The sequence below is a fragment of the Halomonas sp. M1 genome (assembly GCF_029581375.1).
Lineage (GTDB): Bacteria > Pseudomonadota > Gammaproteobacteria > Pseudomonadales > Halomonadaceae > Vreelandella.
This window is the reverse complement of the sequence record NZ_CP121119.1, coordinates 1494423-1508957: the sequence shown is the minus strand read 5'-3', so window position 1 is coordinate 1508957 and position 14535 is coordinate 1494423. Positions and strand designations below refer to the sequence as shown.

Below are 14535 nucleotides of genomic sequence, written 5' to 3'. Positions count from 1 at the left end.
ATTTCATTTGCGGCCTTAATAAACGACAGGGCAGTGTCGGCACCTATGGGTGGTTGTCATTGCCAGCGTGCAATGCTGTATGTGATGTAGGCAGCAGCTACGCACGTAAGAGCATACGTATAAGAACAACAAAGCAGGCGCAGGCTGAGGCTTGATGTCTTCGTTTTAATACTGACGATTGTCGTCCTGGTGGTAAGGGCTCGCTTATGGAACATGCAGCATCGGTAACTCAACATGATGGTCGGCTAAAGAGTAACCCAAGCCGCTGGCGCGACTTGCTGGCGCTTACCAAGCCGGGAATTATCGGTGGCAATTTGATTGCGACCGTTGGGGGGTATTTTTTAGCGGCGCAAGGAGCCTTTGAGTGGGTCACGTTTATCTCGGTGATCGTGGGCATATCCCTGATTATTGCTTCGGGCTGTGCGTGTAATAACGTTATCGACCGTGATATTGATGCGTTGATGGCGCGCACGCGTCACCGCCCTTTGGCGAAAGGGCGCATCTCGATCACTCAGGCGCTGGGGATTTCGGCGCTGCTTGGGGTGGTGGGGGTGGTGTGTTTAGCGCTAGGGACCAACGGTTTGGCCGTGGCGCTGGCGGTGATTGGCTGGGGCGTTTACGTAGGAGTGTATAGCCTCTATATGAAGCGCCACTCTGAGTACGGCACCTTAGTGGGCAGCCTTTCCGGCGCGATGCCGCCAGTTGTTGGCTACTGCGCGGTCACCGGGCAGTTCGACAGCGGCGCACTAATGCTGTTGATTATTTTCTGCCTGTGGCAAATGCCCCACTCCTATGCCATTGCGATTTTCCGCTATGCGGATTATCAGCGGGCGTCTATTCCCGTTTTGCCGGTGGTTCACGGTATTAAGCGGGCAAAACACCACATTCTTGGCTATATCATCGCGTTTATTCCCGCCTCATTGGCCCTTGCGTTGGCAAGCCAGGCGGGTACAGGCTACCTCCTTGTGGCGTTGGCGATGGGCGGCTACTGGCTTTACTTGGCGCTATGTGGCTTTCGCTTAGAGGATGATGTGCGTTGGGCCAAAAAGATTTTTGGTGTCTCCATCCTCACCATTACCGCGATGAGCTTGGTGATGGTGCTTGAAGCCATGGTGCCTATGTGGGCGTAACGCCCCCCTTTGCAAAATAAAATATAGTGCTTATTAACATAGAGGCCCCGAGCAATGTCGGGGCCTCTATGTTAGCCGTTCTATTCTGTTGGCCGTTCTAATCGCTTAGCTTTCCCGCTGGCTGGCCTGCATGGCAGTTAGGGCGATGGTGTAAACGATATCGTCGACCAAAGCACCTCGGGAAAGATCGTTTACCGGTTTGTTCAAGCCCTGCAGCATCGGCCCAACGCTAACCACTCGGGCGCTGCGCTGTACGGCTTTGTAGGTGGTGTTGCCGGTGTTGAGGTCGGGGAACACAAACACCGTGGCACGGCCTGCTACCGGGGAGTCCGGGGCTTTCTGCTTGCCAACGCTCTCAATAGCCGCGGCGTCGTACTGCAGTGGGCCGTCTATGGCAAGATGCGGCGCCCGCTCTTTGGCGATGCGGGTGGCTTCGCGCACTTTATCCACATCGGCGCCGGTGCCGGAGTCGCCGGTGGAGTAGCTGATCATGGCAACGCGGGGTTCGATGCCAAAGGCTTCTGCCGAGCGAGCACTCTGCAGCGCGATTTCGGCCAGGGTTTCGGCATCAGGGTCTGGGTTCACCGCGCAGTCGCCGTACACCACCACCTGTTCTGGCAGCAGCATAAAGAAGATCGACGACACCTGCGTGTATTCGGGGGCGGTTTTGATCAATTGAAACGCGGGACGAACCGTATTGGCGGTGGTGTGTACCGCGCCAGACACTAGCCCATCCACTTCGTCTAGCTGCAGCATCATGGTGCCAAGTACCACGTTGTCCTGCAGCTGGGCTTCTGCGGTGATCTCGTTGAGTTTGCCACGACGGCGTTCCACCATCGGGCTAATGTAATTAGCCCGGCTGCTCTCTGGGTCGATGATTGTCAGCGTCTCGGGGAGCGTTAACCCTCGGTGGCGGGCGACGTTTTCAATATCGTCTCGTTTGCCTAGCAATACACAGTCAGCAATGCCGCGCCGTTGGCAGATAATCGCCGCTTCGATGGTGCGTGGCTCATCACCTTCGGGCAGCACAATGCGCTTTTTAGCCTGCTGTGCGCGTTTGACCAACTGATGCCGGAAAGCAGAGGGCGAGAGGCGGCGGGTATAGCCCCGGCTGAGCTTGGCTTTCAGCCACTCTAAATCAAGGTGAGCGGCCACGTAGCGGGCGACCTGTTCGGCGCGTTCGAAATCGTCCATAGGGATTTCGCCGCTGAGCTGGCTCAGGTTTTGTGCCGTGGTAAGGCTGTCGGTTTCAACCGCGAGTACCGGCAGGCCGGTTTTGAGTGCCGGGCGACACATTTCAATCATGTTGTCGTTAGGCATAAAGCCGTTGGTGAGCAAAACGCCCGCTAGCTGAGTGCCGTTCATGGTGGCCAAGGCCGAGGCCAGCACTACATCATCACGGTCGCCTGATGCTACGACCAAGCTGCCGGGTTTGAAAATATGCAGCGCATTGGCCGCGCTACGGGCACACAGACTTGTAGATAGAACCCGGCGGCTGGCCGCATCCCCTTCATTCAGCATTTTGGCATTTAACGCACGGGCAACATCTAACGTGCGCGGCGCGCTTAATGTTTTGCTGTAGGGCACCACACCGATCAGGTGAAAGCTATCCGTGGCCAGCGCGGGTGAGTAGCGGCGCAGTTCGTTAAGCACCGGCTCTTCTAACTGCGGCTTAATAGTGCCTGGCGCAGCAGATAGGTCGTCCTCCTGCCCGTAGGGGAGGTTCTTCATTCGCATTAAAATGCCGCCCAGGGTTCGGGTGGAGCTAACGCCACCGAAGCTGCGGGCGTGCATATCTAGCTCTTCGGCTAGCCGCTGAGGTTGGTGTAAATCGCCGGTGCCGACCAGGATGATCCGCGCGTTGAGCGCATCGGCTAGCTGCGCGTTGGTCTGGGTTGCGTAGGTAGTGTGCTGGGTGGGCACGACCCCCTCCACCACAATAAGATCCAGAGCACTGCCATCCCGGTACGCCTGCTGGGTAACCTGCTCGTAAAGCTCGACCACGTTTTCCATCAGCTCATCGGTATGGTCATCACGTAGTAAACGCTCCAGGCGTGCCTGAGAAATAGGCGATGGCGGACGCTGGTTAAGCGTGCGCGATACCAGCGCCGTCGAGCGGTCTAGCCCTGGGCCGTTTAATTCGTTCTGCATGAACGGTTTCAAAAAACCGGCCTTTAAGCCAATGGTATCCAGCGCTTGAATTAATCCCAAGCAGGCTGAGGTAAGGCCAGCGCCTACGCTGGTTGGCACTAATAAGATAGCTTGGGGTTGGTCAGGCATACTGTTCATTCGGGGGTCTCCACGCGTTGGCGAGTTTCCATAGCAATACGGCCCTCTTCATCGGTGGGTATCACCCACACTTCCGGGCCGCTGTGGCCAGTGCTATCCAGCTTGCCCTCTTTGCCACGAATCGTCGCTTGGTTGGTCGACTCGTCCAGGTTAAAGCCAAAGTGGGGCAGCAGGGCGAGCACCTCACGGCGCACGGTAGGTGAGTTCTCGCCAATACCACCGGTAAAAATTACGCCATCAAGGGAGGGCAGGGCGCAGGAGAGCGCCGCCAGCGATTTGGCCACGCGGTAGCAGAATACATCCAGTGCCAGTTGGGCACCGCTGTGCCCGGCCAATGCTTGGTCTTCTATTTCACGCATGTCGTTGGTAAGGCCAGAAAGGCCCAGCAGGCCGCTCTGTTTGTTGAGCACGCTGTCGATCTCATCCAGCGACCAGCCCAGCTGGCGGTGCAGGTGGGCATGCAGGCTTGGGTCGACATCGCCGCTTCGGGTGCCCATTACCAAGCCTTCCAGCGGGGTTAGGCCCATGCTGGTATCCAGGCTTTGGTTATTCCACACAGCGCTGGTAGAACAGCCGTTGCCCAAATGAGCGACTAGCCAGCCGCCAGCACCCCGGCTGCTGAGTTCACCGGCACGCTGACTGACAAAAGCGTGGCTGGTGCCGTGGAAGCCGTAGCGACGAATGCTATGCTCAGTATAGAGCGCTTCAGGCAGCGCATAGCGGTAGGCCCGGGGCGGCAAGGTTTGGTGGAATGCGGTATCAAAGACAGCCACCTGGGGAAGGTCAGGGAACACTTTTTGCGTAGCAGCAATACCGGCCAAGTTAGCCGGGTTGTGCAGAGGCGCCAGTGCTGACGTCGCATTGATGGCGTCAATCACGCTATCATCGATCAGCGCTGCTTGGGTAAAGTGTTCTCCACCGTGCACAATGCGGTGACCAACGGCGCCGGGTATGCGGCCTTCAAGACGCTCCAAAATGGCGTTCAGGGCTTCTGCATGATCAGCATTGGGCAGCGTTTGGGTAAAGCTCTCACCGGCACTGTTTTTGCCTTTTATACGCGCCTCTTCGCTGCCTAAACGTTCCGCTAAGCCTGCCAAGCGTGGCGCCTGTGGGTCTGAATCAATCAAGGCGTATTTAATAGACGATGAGCCGCAATTTATAACCAGCACCGGTGCGTTCATAACAACCTTTGTAAAGTAGTTAGCGTAAAGAGGGGGTAGACCTTAGTTTAACATGCTGCGCTGCAGGATATTAGCGCGGTATTTCGTTAGCCTTCTATGTAAAATGTCGGTTAGCTACTTTTTATCATACCTACCATGAGCCGCTCTGCTGCTATGTCTTCTACTGCACCCCCTGCGCTACTCCCCCGGCATCTGGCTATTTTGCTGATGATGACCGTTGCCACCATGTTTGCCGCTAACCATGTGTCGGCACGTTTGGCGTTTGATAACGGCACTGGCCTCCTGCTGGCCGTACTCACTCGCTCGGGGGTGGCCTGCCTCATTTTGCTGGCATTGGTCATTGCCCAAAAAAAGCGACTTTGGCTACCGCCGGGCAGCTGGCCCTGGCAATTAGCGGTGGGGTTATTAATCGCTATCCAAAGCGTCAGCCTCTATTCAGCGGTGGCACGGCTGCCGGTGGTGATTGCGCTGCTGCTAGTGAATACCTTTCCGATTCAACTGGCGCTATTAAGTTGGGCGTTGGGGGGAAAGCGGCCTTCGCTGCGCAGCTGTGTGATTATGGGCACCATTTTAGTTGGGCTGCTGGTGGTGCTCGATATTCCTAGCTGGATAGCGGACGCCGATGCCATGGGGCCAGGCTGGCTGGCGGGCATTGGTTTTGGGTTAAGCGCGGCCTTTGCGTTTGCCTGCGCGCTATGGGTCACCGAGCACCGCTTGGCAGGGGTTGGCAGCACATTACGCAGCCTGCTCACCATGCAAACCGTATTTATCGCGATGATTATCGGTGGGCTACTGGGGGCTGTGCCAGGCGGAATGGGCCTGCCGGAAAACAGCACGGGTTGGATGGGGTTAACGCTTTTAGCGCTCCTGTACGGTTCGGCATTCTCGGTACTGTTTATCTTCGTGCCACGCCTGGATATGGCGCGTAACGCGCCGGTGATGAATATCGAACCGGTTGCCTCCTTGGTGATTGGCTATTTCGTATTAGGGCAGATGCTTAGCCCAGGGCAGTTAGTCGGTGGTGCGGTAGTGGTGGGTGGTATTGTCGTATTAAGCCTGTCAAAAGGTAGGTGAAAAGGTGAAGAAAAAAGGAAATTAAAAGCAAGCGCGGCAAAATATTTGCGTTCTTTATAGGGTTAAGCCACACTTCTAAAACGTAAGGAAACACTGTTTTTTAATTGAGGCTTTATCTATGAAGATGACCGTTTTATCACTCACCTCCGCAGCGCTTCTGGTTGGTGCGGGTGCTTTCGCGGCATCGGCTCAAGCGCAGCAATCTTTTCAATACCCGCAAGGCTACGTGGGCGGCGATGCTATGTTCTGGAGCCTAGACCCAGACCGTGGCTCCTCCCGGGATGATGTCGGTCTACGCCTACGCGGTGGCGCGCAGTTTAACGAATACTTTGCCCTTGAAGGCCATCTTGGTACCGGCGGCTCCGACGGTAATGTAGAGCTAGACCACTTGGTGGGTGCCTATGCCAAGGGGATTATTCCTATCGCCCCAGAAGTACGCTTATACGGTTTGGCGGGTTTCACGGAAGTAGACTTTGACCGCGATCGTGAAACCGGTTTCTCCTACGGTGCAGGTGCCGAGATGGATGTAGCCCCCAACCTTTCCATTGGCGCCGACTACATGCGCTACCTGGATAAATCTGCCTACACGTTTGATGCGGCCAGTGTAGGTCTACGTTACCGCTTCTAAACCAGCGGGCGTGTTTGCCACGCCATACAAGATGACTGTAAACCCCATCGCTTCCAAGCGGTGGGTTTTTTTTTATGCATCATGCTGATGATTGCGCGTAAAACAATAAATTGTAACCATTATTAATTTTAGTTAAAATTTGTGGCTTGATTAAGGCACCTTGATAGTGCAATTACAACAAGGGAATAAGATGAAAAAGTCGGCTAAAGTGTTTCTAATTACCTCTTCACTGCTATTAGCTAACGCTGCCCAAGCGCAATCATTTCAAGCCGGATATCCCCAGGGTTATATCGGTGCCGACGCTATGGCCTGGAATCTGGATTTTGACGGTGTTGATAGTGATTTTAACTCTGTAGGCCTTCGGCTTGTGGCAGGCATGAAGCTAGATGATTATCTAGCGGTTGAGCTGCATGGCGCTACGGGTGGATCTGATAGCAACTACGGATTAGATATTGAGCTGGATTACCTCGTCGGCGGTTTCTTAAAAGGCATTGTGCCGTTAGGTGAGTCTGCCCGCCTGTTTGGCCTGCTAGGCTATTCCGAAGTAAAACTCACTGCTAGTGGGTACGGTTTAAGCGAAAGCGGCCGTGACGATGACGTTTCATTCGGTGCCGGTGCTGAGTTCGATGTCTCTGATACTCTTGCAATTAGCGCCGACATCACACGCTACCTGAGCAAGTCAGACTACGACCTGGACGCTTACAGCATTGGTCTACGTTACCGCTTCTAAACCAGCGGGTGCGTTCGCTACGCCATACAAGATGAATATAAACCCCATCGCTTTCAAGCGGTGGGGTTTTACTATTTTTACGCCTGGATAAATCGGGCTGTGTTTTATTTTTGCCTATTGGCTTAATGGTTCGTTGGCGGAATGCGTAGTTTGAGGCTTTAAAAATGCTAAAAATTGAGCAAATTTTCTAACAAGGTCTACGCTAGTAAGGTGTCGCCTGATAACAGCCGTGTGATTGACACGTGCTATGCGTCACTCTCCCTACTAACGGATTAGAGGTGTTCGTCATGACTGATAGTAAAACTGATAAAATTAAAGGTACGGGCAATAAAGCTGCGGGTAAAGTAAAAGAAGCGACTGGCAAGATGACCAATAGCACCGAAACAGAAGTTAAAGGTAAAGCCCAGCAGGCGAAAGGCGAACTGCAAAAAGGCAAGGGTGAAGCCAAAGATAAACTGAAAAAGTAATAACGCTTAGCAAATACTTAGCAGTTATTAATACAGGGGCCTTCGGCCCCTGTATGCGTTTACACAAACTGATTTTAAAAAGTAGTTATTAAAAATAGTTACCGAAAGTAGTTATCGCTGTAATGCTACGCCCCGCAGCGTCCAGCGTTTCCCACCATGGGCTGTTTATCACTACCCAAAAAGCAGATTTACCACGCTCATCACCCAGCTTACTCTGCACCATCTTCCCTAGGCGCTGGCCACGCATTTGGCGTTAAGCTTTCTTGCAGCCATAAAGGTGCATTGGGTTGGTGTCGCTATATGTTTAGAATAAAACAAAAACCAAAAGACTTAATGAGGAGATGTGATGTATCGCCAAGCTACGTCGGGATTGTTTAAGGGAATGAATGCCCGCGTCACGCTTATCGCCATTATTATGGTGGTGGTTGCTTTGGGGTATGGGGCGTTTTTTACTGAGCATCTTGCAGAAGTCCTTGATCGTATCCGTGGCACATTGAACCCCTTTCTTGAGTGGTATTACGTCTTGCTGGTGGCATTTTTGCTGCTGTTTATGATCTGGCTAGGCGTTGGGCGTTACAAAAACGTGCGCTTGGGGGGCGATTTTGAGCAGCCTGAGTTCACGTTTTTCTCCTGGGTTTCGATGCTGTTTGCCGCAGGCACCGGGGTCGGTATTCTGTTCTGGGCGGTCGCGCAGCCCATTTTGCAGTTTCAAGAAAACCCCTTTATTGCCGAAGGCATGAGCCCAGAGGCGGCGCGGGTGGCCATGCGGCTTACCTACTTCCACTGGGGGTTGAACGGCTGGGCGATTTTCTCCTTTGTTGCCCTCGTGCTGGCGTACTTTGCCTATCGGCGCAACCTGCCGTTGACGGTGCGCTCTGGGTTGGAGCCCATTCTAGGCAAGCGTAACCATGGCCTATTGGGTGACATGGTCGACCTACTCGCGGTGTTTGGCACCGTGTTCGGTATCGCGACGACCCTGGGGCTAGGCGTTCAACAAATGAATGCAGGGTTAGAAGCCGTGTTTGGGCTGGAGTCCTCGGTCAAACTACAGCTGCTGATTACCGCGGTGATTATGAGCGTGGCGACCTTCTCAGTGGTCTCCGGTGTTAAGCGTGGTGTGCGCCTACTTTCAGAGGCGAACTTCTGGCTGAGCATTGCGGTCGTGGCATTTATGCTGTTGTTTGGGCCTACCCAGTACCTCATTGCACTCACCATCGAGTCTGCCGGTGACTACCTGCAAAACATATTCGGCATGACCTTTCATACCAACGCGACCGTTGCTGACGGCTGGCAGTCAGAGTGGACGGTGTTCTTCTGGGGGTGGTGGCTGGCCTGGTCGCCGTTTGTCGGCATGTTTATCGCACGGGTGTCCCGTGGTCGTACCTTCCGTGAGTTTGTGATGGGCGTGCTGCTGGTACCTACCGTAATCACCATTATCTGGATTGGCCTGTTTGGTGGCACCGCGCTCTATCATGAACTGTTTGGGTCGGGCGGCATTGTCGAAGCGGTAGATGAAAATGTCGCAACTGCGCTATTTGCGACCGTATCAGCGATGAACTTAGGCATATTGGGCGTAGGGCTATCAGCCGTATTAGTGGTGCTGATTGCTACCTACCTGATCACCTCTGCCAATGCGGGCACGCTGGTGATTAACACAATTTTAGCCGGGGGCGACCCGGACCCGCCCACCGCGCACCGCATTATTTGGGGGGCGGCGCTTGGGCTGCTCACGGCTGTCATGCTGCTGGCTGGCGGGCTTGAAACGCTGCAATCTGCGGTCATCATGGCGGCGCTGCCGTTTTCAGTTGTGGTGATCTTAATGGTGTTTGGGCTGCTTAAGGCGCTGCATGGCGAGCGTTTTGCCGCACGTACCGGTTCGCGTGCCGAGGCACCGCGTGAACCGTGGGCCGACCTGGATGATGCTGGCACCCAGGCAACGCCCGTTACGCCGGATGAAAACTTTAAGCGCAATTAACGCCCTGGTGGGCGCTGCAGCTAGCCGGGCAGCGCTTGTCGATTAACGCACCACAACGTGACATGGCGCATGTTTAGCGGCTATCAATAACCGCTTAATCACCTACGCTTAAGAGTGACGTGTTATGACTCCTCTTACTTAAGGTGTGCGCCATGCCTACCATGATGAAAGCGGCGATTTTTGTTGAGCCAGGCCGTATTGAAATTGACGACAAGCCCATTCCCGATATCGGCCCCAACGATGCGCTAATGCGCGTGACTACCACCACCATCTGCGGTACCGATGTCCACATCTTAAAAGGCGAATACCCGGTTGAGCGTGGCCTAACCATCGGTCACGAGCCGGTGGGCGTGATTGAAAAACTCGGCGCCAACGTTAAAGGCTACCAAGAAGGCCAGCGGGTGATTGCCGGTGCGATCTGCCCCAGCTTTACCTCTTATGCCTGCCAGGATGGCTGCTCCTCGCAAGATGGCGGCCACCACAGCCACGGCTATAAACCGATGGGCGGCTGGCGCTTTGGCAACACCATTGACGGCGCCCAGGCGGAATACTTATTGGTGCCCGATGCCCAGGCCAACCTCTCGCCCGTGCCGGATGGCTTAACCGATGAACAAGTGTTGATGTGCCCCGACATTATGTCGACCGGTTTTGCAGGCGCAGAGGCGGGCGGTATCAACATTGGCGACACCGTAGTGGTGTTTGCCCAAGGCCCCATTGGGCTATGTGCCACGGCAGGGGCACGGTTACGCGGGGCCGGGATGATTATCGCGGTAGACGGTGTGGATGAGCGATTAGCGATAGCCAAACAGATGGGTGCGGATATCACGCTGGATTTCCGTAAAGTGGATGTCGTGGAAGAAATTCTCAAGCTGACCGGTGGGCGGGGTGTGGATGTGGCTATTGAGGCACTTGGCCTACAGCAAACCTTTGAGTCTGCCTTGCGGGTGCTAAAACCTGGCGGAACCCTATCCAGCCTGGGCGTTTACTCCGAAGACTTAACGATTCCTCTGGGTGCTTTCTGTGCGGGGCTGGGTGATCACAAAATCATTACCTCACTGTGCCCTGGCGGCAAAGAGCGCATGCGCCGGCTGATGAGCACCATCGCCGCCGGGCGCCTAGATCTTGGCCCCATGGTGACCCACCGCTTCGCGCTGGAGGATATCGTCGAAGCCTACGATCTTTTCTCCCATCAGCGCGATGGCGTATTAAAAGTGGCGCTAAGCACTGCCTAGCGCCGTGGATGGCGGGCTACACCTCCTGGTATAGCTCGCTGCCTTCCCGGCGGAACTTCTCCGCCTGCTCCTGCATGCCGCGCTTCACCGCTTCCGCATCGCTCTCGGCGGCGTTCTCAGGTGTGCGATCCCGGTAGGTATCGCGCACTTCCTGGCTGATCTTCATGGAGCAGAACTTCGGCCCGCACATCGAGCAGAAGTGCGCCACCTTGGCGGAATCCTTCGGCAGGGTTTCATCGTGGAATTCCCGCGCGGTATCCGGGTCTAGGCCCAGATTGAACTGGTCTTCCCAACGGAACTCGAAGCGCGCCTTAGAAAGGGCGTTATCACGACGCTGCGACGCCGGATGGCCCTTGGCTAAATCTGCCGCGTGGGCAGCAATTTTGTAGGTAATGATGCCGGTTTTGACGTCATCTTTATTGGGCAGGCCCAGGTGCTCTTTCGGCGTCACGTAGCAGAGCATCGCACAGCCAAACCAACCGATCATCGCTGCCCCAATGCCCGAGGTAATGTGGTCGTAACCGGGGGCGATATCGGTAGTGAGCGGGCCGAGGGTGTAGAACGGCGCTTCGTGGCAGGCTTCAAGCTGCTTATCCATGTTCTCTTTGATCAAGTGCATGGGCACGTGACCGGGGCCTTCGATCATTACCTGAACGTCATGCTTCCAGGCGATCTTCGTCAACTCGCCCAGGGTTTCGAGTTCAGCGAACTGCGCTTCATCGTTGGCATCCGCGATTGATCCGGGGCGCAGGCCGTCGCCAAGGGAGAACGCCACGTCGTACTGCTTGCAGATCTCGCAGATCTCCTCGAAGTGGGTATACAGGAAGCTCTCCTGATGATGGTACAAACACCACTTCGCCATAATAGAGCCGCCACGGCTAACAATGCCGGTGACGCGGTTGGCGGTGAGCGGCACATAGCGCAGCAGCACGCCGGCGTGAATGGTGAAGTAATCCACGCCCTGTTCCGCCTGCTCAATCAAGGTATCGCGGAAGACCTCCCAGGTGAGGTCTTCGGCAACGCCGTTTACTTTCTCCAGCGCCTGATAGATGGGCACCGTACCAATCGGCACCGGCGAGTTGCGGATGATCCACTCGCGGGTTTCATGGATGTTCTGGCCGGTGGAGAGGTCCATGATGGTGTCTGACCCCCAGCGGATGCCCCAGGTCATTTTATCGACTTCTTCTTCAATGGAAGAGGTGACCGCCGAGTTACCCAGGTTGCCGTTAATCTTCACCAGGAAGTTACGGCCAATAATCATCGGCTCGGATTCTGGGTGGTTGATATTACAGGGAATAATCGCCCGGCCACGAGCGACTTCATCGCGCACGAACTCCGGGGTGATCTCTTTGGGCAGGCTGGCGCCAAAGCTCTGGCCCCCATGCTGATGGCCCAGAATGCGCTCTACTTCTGCAGTGCCCAACGCCTGGCGGCGCTGGTTTTCGCGGATGGCAATAAATTCCATTTCTGGCGTGATGATGCCCTGGCGGGCGTAGTGTAGCTGAGTAACGTTTTTCCCTGCTTTGGCACGGCGCGGGGTGCGGGTTAGGTCAAAGCGCAGCTGGGCAAGCGTTGGGTCGTTGGCGCGGCGCTTGCCGTAATGGCTGGTGGGGCCGTCTAAAAACTCGGTGTCGTTGCGCTCCTCAATCCAAGTGCGGCGCAGTTCTGGCAGGCCCTTGCGCAAATCAATGCGGGCGTCTGGATCGGTGTAAGGGCCGGAGGTGTCGTACACCAGCAGCGGCGGGTTCTGTTCATCAATGCTGCTGGTCTTAGTGGGTGATAGGGTAATTTCCCGAAACGGCACGCGGATATCCGGCCGCGAGCCTTCTACGTACACCTTGCGCGAGGCGGGCAGCGGCGCCACGGCGGCGGCATCTACCTGGGCGGTTTCGGCTAAAAAGTGGCTGGTTTTACTCTTGACGGTCTTATTCATTTCGGTGGTCTTCCTTTGTTTTTGGTGTTTTTAGGTCGTGCGTGAGGGGGGGTTATTCGCTGAGTTCCAGGCCCATCTGCCAGAAGTCGATTTCCAGGCGCGTGGCATCGCGGAAGATTTTGGCAAGTTCAGCAAAGCGGGCAGGGGTGACATCGGCCAAGCGGGCATCGAGCCATTCAAGCTCCGCCTGCATAGCGGCCTGAAACTCTTCGCCTTCGTACATGGCAATCCAGGCGTCAAAGGGGTTTTGCGCGCCGCGCACCGTGGTTGGCTGAGCGTTCAGCCAGTTGGCGATTTCGCCGTAGCCCACTAAGCAAGGGGCCAGCGCTACGTGCAAATCGAGCAGGTCGCCACGGTTTCCGGTATCCAGCACATAGCGGGTGTAGGCCAGGGTTGCGCGGGCTTCTGGTAGCTCGGCAAGCTCTTCTTCGCTGATGCCCCACTCTTGGCAAAAGCCCACGTGCAGGCCCAGCTCCACATCCACAATGGCTTTTAAACCTTCATGGGCTTGGCGCAGGTCGGCAAGGGTGGGGCTTTTGTAGGCGGCCAGCGCATAGGCGCGGGCAAAGTGGATCAAAAACAGGTAATCCTGCTTCAGGTAGTGGCGAAACGATGCATCAGGCAGCGTGGCGTTGCCCAGCTGGCGCACAAAATCGTGCTCAATATAGGCGCGCCAATCGGTTTGGCAGGCGGTGGTGAGATCAGTAAAGTGGTAGCCCATGATGCCTCCGGTAGTGGTGATCCGGAGGTAGGCGATAAAGATCGAGAAGATGGCGTGGAAGGTGGCGTGCAGTCGTGAAAGCTAGCCAAGGCCATCGCTTGATCCCTACGCCGGTACCCGCGCGCTCATCTAGGAGCAGCGCATTAGCCGGATCAGGTTCAGCGGGACCAGCGCTTTGGCAGTATCAGCAGATACGCCCTGCGCCATCTCAGCCGGATTCACCGGCACCCCGTCAAGCAGTTAGTTAGCGGAGTCTAGGCTGCGGGTGGGGGAGATGCAAGGGGGTAAGTTAAGTGCAGTGTGCCGCAAATTGTGAAAGCGAATCCAGTAGCAGTAGGTTTTCTCAGTACGGAAGCTATAGCGCTTGACCCGCAGGCTCGCCTTGACGCGTTCCATCAGTTTCATAAGAGCCACCCTTGGTGGCTGTCCATAAACACAGTTTTATTGAACAGGGCAAAACACGCAAGCACGCGGATTTTGGTTATGTAGCCAAAATTCGCTTTGCTTTCAATGGAATTAATGGGGTAAAGTCAATTTTGTGGCTGCATAACCTCAATCAATGTGCCCGCACGTTCATTGAGGTTATGCAGCAGGGGATATAATCACTGTTATATCGCTAGGAGAGGAAAGTGTTCAAGGTAGTAAGAGCAGTTTTTCCTGATGATCTAAATGATGTTCTTGATTTGTACCGCGAGTATGTTGCCAGCACCTCGGTAGATCTTTCTTTTCAAGGTAATGATCAGGAATTTAACCACTTACCTGAAAAGTATAGCTCTGAAGAGTCAAAGATCTTTTTGGTGAAAAAAGACAGCAAGCCTGTTGGGTGTGCTGCATTTCGGAGATTGGATGAGTCGGTCTGTGAAATGAAGCGAGTTTATATCCAACCAAGTGCTCGTGGCCACAATCTGGGTACACTGCTAGTTGATAGAGTATTGCAAGAGGCTGTTATCAGTGGCTACAAGAAAATTTGTTTAGATGTTCTTCCAGAGTTCAAAACTGCTTTGAAATTATACAGATCATATGGATTTGTTGAGCATCCACCCGTAACGAACAATCCTGTTCCAGGAACGCACTTTTTGGGTTTGGAGTTAGAGCAATATAACCAAGCATTGCAGCGGACGAGCCGCTGAATGCAGCGTTATGTGCTACGAGTTATCGATCAATCTTGGATGACA

General features: G+C 54.9%; 13 protein-coding genes and 1 riboswitch. Of the genes, 8 read left to right on the top strand and 5 right to left on the bottom strand.

Annotation, left to right across the window (positions count from 1 at the left end; translation table 11 throughout):
- Positions 1–206 precede the first annotated feature (206 nt).
- On the top strand, positions 207–1130 hold the full coding sequence (gene cyoE, locus P8S54_RS06805; RefSeq protein ID WP_281443775.1) for a heme o synthase: 924 nt from the start codon (positions 207–209) through the stop codon (positions 1128–1130).
- A gap of 105 nt (positions 1131–1235) precedes the next feature.
- On the opposite strand, the gene pta is transcribed toward cyoE, so the two are convergent.
- Positions 1236–3419, bottom strand: a complete 2184-nt coding sequence (gene pta / locus P8S54_RS06800; RefSeq protein WP_281443774.1) for a phosphate acetyltransferase — start codon at positions 3417–3419, stop codon at positions 1236–1238.
- Positions 3416–4600, bottom strand: a complete 1185-nt coding sequence (locus P8S54_RS06795; protein WP_281443773.1) for an acetate kinase — start codon at positions 4598–4600, stop codon at positions 3416–3418. The genes pta and P8S54_RS06795 overlap by 4 nt, the downstream gene beginning before the upstream one ends.
- A 153-nt stretch (positions 4601–4753) precedes the next feature.
- On the opposite strand from P8S54_RS06795, the gene P8S54_RS06790 reads away from it, so the two are divergent.
- The 6 genes from P8S54_RS06790 (at position 4754) to P8S54_RS06765 (ending at position 10706) form a co-directional block, all read left to right on the top strand.
- Complete coding sequence (locus P8S54_RS06790; RefSeq protein WP_281443772.1) at positions 4754–5674, top strand: DMT family transporter; 921 nt, start codon at positions 4754–4756, stop codon at positions 5672–5674.
- 118 nt (positions 5675–5792) lie between these two features.
- On the top strand, positions 5793–6302 hold the full coding sequence (locus tag P8S54_RS06785) for a porin family protein (RefSeq protein ID WP_009095864.1): 510 nt from the start codon (positions 5793–5795) through the stop codon (positions 6300–6302).
- Between the two features lie 190 nt (positions 6303–6492).
- Entirely contained in the window at positions 6493–7032 is a 540-nt protein-coding gene (locus P8S54_RS06780) for a porin family protein (RefSeq protein ID WP_281443771.1), read from the top strand.
- A 287-nt stretch (positions 7033–7319) separates the two neighbouring features.
- Positions 7320–7499, top strand: coding sequence for a CsbD family protein (locus P8S54_RS06775; RefSeq protein WP_281443770.1), 180 nt, complete (start codon positions 7320–7322; stop codon positions 7497–7499).
- A gap of 346 nt (positions 7500–7845) precedes the next feature.
- Complete coding sequence (locus tag P8S54_RS06770; protein WP_281443769.1) at positions 7846–9474, top strand: BCCT family transporter; 1629 nt, start codon at positions 7846–7848, stop codon at positions 9472–9474.
- A gap of 152 nt (positions 9475–9626) precedes the next feature.
- A complete protein-coding gene (locus tag P8S54_RS06765; protein ID WP_281443768.1) occupies positions 9627–10706 on the top strand; it encodes an NAD(P)-dependent alcohol dehydrogenase in 1080 nt (359 codons plus the stop codon).
- A gap of 16 nt (positions 10707–10722) precedes the next feature.
- Here the strand turns inward: P8S54_RS06765 and thiC are convergent, their stop codons facing one another.
- From thiC to P8S54_RS06750, 3 genes are all read right to left on the bottom strand, one after another.
- Entirely contained in the window at positions 10723–12639 is a 1917-nt protein-coding gene (gene thiC, locus P8S54_RS06760; protein ID WP_281443767.1) for a phosphomethylpyrimidine synthase ThiC, read from the bottom strand.
- Positions 12640–12691: 52 nt separating this feature from the next.
- On the bottom strand, positions 12692–13360 hold the full coding sequence (tenA, locus tag P8S54_RS06755) for a thiaminase II (RefSeq protein ID WP_281443766.1): 669 nt from the start codon (positions 13358–13360) through the stop codon (positions 12692–12694).
- Between the two features lie 85 nt (positions 13361–13445).
- A riboswitch (TPP riboswitch) is annotated at positions 13446–13602 on the bottom strand.
- Entirely contained in the window at positions 13601–13765 is a 165-nt protein-coding gene (locus P8S54_RS06750; protein WP_281443765.1) for a hypothetical protein, read from the bottom strand. Its footprint overlaps the riboswitch before it by 2 nt.
- Positions 13766–13989: 224 nt before the next feature.
- On the opposite strand from P8S54_RS06750, the gene P8S54_RS06745 reads away from it, so the two are divergent.
- Entirely contained in the window at positions 13990–14490 is a 501-nt protein-coding gene (locus P8S54_RS06745) for a GNAT family N-acetyltransferase (RefSeq protein WP_281443764.1), read from the top strand.
- Positions 14491–14535: the final 45 nt, after the last annotated feature.